The sequence below is a fragment of the Marinobacter salicampi genome (genome assembly GCF_011074795.1).
Taxonomy (GTDB): Bacteria; Pseudomonadota; Gammaproteobacteria; order Pseudomonadales; family Oleiphilaceae; genus Marinobacter; species Marinobacter salicampi.
In genome coordinates this window covers 1-3,195 of sequence record NZ_JAAMPF010000035.1, presented here as the reverse complement: position 1 = coordinate 3,195, position 3,195 = coordinate 1, and the positions used below count along the sequence as shown (strand labels likewise).

Here is a 3,195-nt window from a genome sequence, read left to right as displayed (position 1 = left end):
GCTCTTTTTCCTCCAGGCCGGTACTCAATTGCGCCCGGATCAAGTGATCAGAAAGTAGCTTGACGGACGTAGCCTCTTCCGGGGACGGTTCGGATTCTCCTGCAGCCGGCGCCGGAAGGGAATCGGGCTCTACCGATGACTCCGGTTCGCTCGCCCGACTGGCCGACTGACTGGGCGACTGAACGGAGTCGGGTTCTGCACTGGATTCACTCGATGCGGTTTCGGCAGTTTCGGGCATAGAGCCAGTTTCGGACATGGAGGCAGGCGGCTCGGCAACTTCTGCCTGGGGAAAACTGGGGCTAGTTCAGATCTATTTTCGCAGAGTACCTGGTGGCTCGAGGAAAATAGATCTTAATCTGTCCCGGTTCACGTCCAATTGAGTTCAGTTGAAGGATAGCTGATGGGCTTTCACCAAGTTACGGTAATAGAACTCTGTTGCGGCCGGTCCGATACCGCCATTCAGTCCAATGTGTACAGGTTCCCTGGGCGTTTCCTGCCCTCGCCAGGCCAGGAAGATATTTGTTGCAAGTCATTGGGGGCGATCGCGCTATTCCGTGCCGGCCCGATGAAGTGCCTTATAGCGCTCAGCCAACTCAACCCGGATTGCCCGTCGTTCTTGACCATTGGCAAAGCGCCTGATCTGTTCACTGGTTTCCGGCTCCAGTTTCGGAACCTCCATCGCTTTGCCATTTTCATCAACCGCCACCATGGTGAAAAAACAGCTGTTGGTGTGTCTGACCAACTTTTCCCGGATGTTTTCTGTAATCACTTTAATGCCCACCTCCATGGAGGTGCGCCCGGTGTAATTCACACTGGCCAGAAAGGTGACCAGCTCACCCACATGAACGGGTTGGCGGAACATCACCTGGTCCACAGACAGCGTGACCACATAGGTACCTGCATAACGGCTGGCGCAAGCGTAGGCCACTTCATCAAGGCACTTTAACAAGGTGCCGCCATGTACATTCCCGGCAAAGTTAGCCATGTCGGGGGTCATCAAAATGGTCATGGTGAGTGTTTTAGATCCAAGCTCCATCAGGCTTTCTCCGCTGTTTAGCGTTTCAGTATAGGCCCAAACAACGCGGCAATGCCGATCACCAGCATCAATGCGCAGTCACTGCGCCACGTTGATCAACATTTCGTCACATAAAAAGCGCCACGGCGTCAGCGGACACAGGCTCCCTTCAATCAACTTCATACCATCCTGGCCGGCGACTGACCGGTTACCACTCCAGTTGGGGAAATTCGGGACAGATCTATTTCCGTAACGACGAATCCTGCCCACCTGGTGGTCCGCGCGACGGACGTAACAAATAGATCTGCGCTACACTCTGGACAGCAGTTCCCTTTCTCACCCGTCAGTGCGGGAGAACCACAATGCAGGACTACGAACTCTATTATTGGGGCCTGCCTTTTCGCGGAAATTTTATCCAGCTTTTTCTGGAGGAGGTCCGGGCGGATTACCGGAAGCTGGATGCCAGTGAGATCTACCCTGGCAAGAACCTGAACATTCAGTACCCGGGGATGGCACCTCCGTATCTTTTCGACTGCAAGGCCCAGGTCTGGCTCGCCCAGATGCCGGCGATTCTCATGCATCTGTCGAAGGCCTACCATTATCTTCCCGACGAGCCTGAGCAACACACCCTGGCTCTGAAGGTGATACTGGACTGCAATGATATTCTCATGGAAATCACCAACTACAATGGCACCGTGATGTGGGACCGGGATTCATGGACCGAATTCCGGACTCAGCGCCTGGCCGACTGGATGGTCATTTTCGAAAAGACCGGCCGGGCGCATCGCCTCAAACCGGACGCGGGCTATCTGTTGGGCGCCAGGCTCACGGTGGCCGATATCGCGACTGCCGCATTGTTTGGCACCTTGGTCCACAGCTTTCCGGAACTCGCCGCCGACCTGGAACAAAACGCTCCCCGCGTCGCGAGTCTCTGCCAACGAGTGGAAGACCGTCCGTCAATCAGGCCTTTTCTTGACAATCAGCGAAGGGAGTTGGGTAAGGCCTACTGTGGTGGTCAGATTGAGCAATCCTTGCGGGAGGTCATCCGATAGGGAAAAACCGAGACAGATTTATTGTTGGTCTGCCGCCGATCAGCTATGTAGGGGTGGGCTGGAGAACACAGCGGTCCGCAAGGCGATTTGTGACATCCTTGAAGGTGGCGAAGCCGCTTTCGGCGAACGAGCGAGGCGGTTTCGCTTCCGTCTCGATCGATAGGTTGGACAATGGTGGCAACTCCGTCCACGACCGGTACACCTTCGTGACGGCCCCAAGGGGCATGTTGGACCAGTCCGCTTGCAGTGGTGGCCTAACACACAATGACCGATTTTCCGCCGCTTCGCGGCTCAAAACCCGCGCGTTAGGACCTTATATATGGAAACTTTCAAGGACAGTCTAGACGTTTTGCAGAGCTTGAGCATTGTTGGAGCTCTTCTTTATGGCATCTTATATCTTTACAACCAGAGCCGAACATTACAGACGTCTCGTGACTCATACAGGCTTAGTAACTGGAAAGAGATCAGTTCGCTACTCACGGAAGACGCAAAGATTAGAGATAGTATTGGCTCTTTCTTAGAAAAAGTCGAAACTTATGAATCAGTTAAGCTGGAAAAGCTAAAGGCAAAATATCCAAACGGAAAGAGAGTATACCTCTCAAGAGAACTTGATGAGTTTCGCAAAATCGCACGACATTACGAATACATGGGAGCGTCCATTCGGCTAAGGTATTTGCCGCTAGATTTGCTCAATGAAGTGGTGCCTTTTCCGGATGAGTTCTGGGATAAGACAGAATATCTTCGCGAGTATATTGGGTCTAATTGGGGTGACAATCGAATAGCGTTGGATACATTTTTGGAGAATTTCGAGTGGATGCGAGATCAATGGCACAGGCGCAGATAAACCGAAAACCTGAAAGCTGGGAAAACCGGGACAGACCTATTTTTGCTTGGGCTGAGGGACGAGCCCCACAAAGCTTATTGAAAAACAGGCCTGTCCCGGGTTTCTACCGTTCTGCTTCCGACTTCGTTTATTGAGGGAGAACGGAAAACGCCCCCTTGGCCAGAAGCTCGCCTTCCTCTGTTACCACCTCAACTCGCCAGTCTCCCAACATGTGACGGTCGATATACTTGGCTGAGGATGCGCGCATGGGGTCAACCGACGGCCTGATTGCCACCCGCGCAACC

At 53.3% G+C, this 3,195-nt stretch carries 5 protein-coding genes; 2 read left to right on the top strand and 3 right to left on the bottom strand.

Annotation, left to right across the window (positions count from 1 at the left end):
- On the bottom strand, nucleotides 1–238 hold a 238-nt coding region (locus G7W63_RS19900), incomplete at its 3' end, for a hypothetical protein (RefSeq protein ID WP_207308989.1).
- 309 nt (nucleotides 239–547) lie between these two features.
- Nucleotides 548–1,036: an acyl-CoA thioesterase gene (locus tag G7W63_RS17880; protein WP_166261614.1), complete on the bottom strand. Its 489-nt coding sequence runs from the start codon at nucleotides 1,034–1,036 to the stop codon at nucleotides 548–550.
- A 341-nt stretch (nucleotides 1,037–1,377) separates the two neighbouring features.
- Here G7W63_RS17880 and G7W63_RS17875 point away from each other — a divergent pair, with 341 nt between their 5' ends.
- Nucleotides 1,378–2,067, top strand: a complete 690-nt coding sequence (locus G7W63_RS17875) for a glutathione S-transferase (protein ID WP_166261611.1) — start codon at nucleotides 1,378–1,380, stop codon at nucleotides 2,065–2,067.
- Between the two features lie 319 nt (nucleotides 2,068–2,386).
- Nucleotides 2,387–2,911, top strand: coding sequence for a hypothetical protein (locus G7W63_RS17870; protein ID WP_166261608.1), 525 nt, complete (start codon nucleotides 2,387–2,389; stop codon nucleotides 2,909–2,911).
- 127 nt (nucleotides 2,912–3,038) lie between these two features.
- On the opposite strand, the gene G7W63_RS20240 is transcribed toward G7W63_RS17870, so the two are convergent.
- The gene (locus G7W63_RS20240; protein ID WP_423202302.1) at nucleotides 3,039–3,185 is read right to left on the bottom strand and encodes a DUF2914 domain-containing protein; all 147 of its coding nucleotides are present in this window, start codon (nucleotides 3,183–3,185) and stop codon (nucleotides 3,039–3,041) included.
- Nucleotides 3,186–3,195 lie beyond the last annotated feature (10 nt).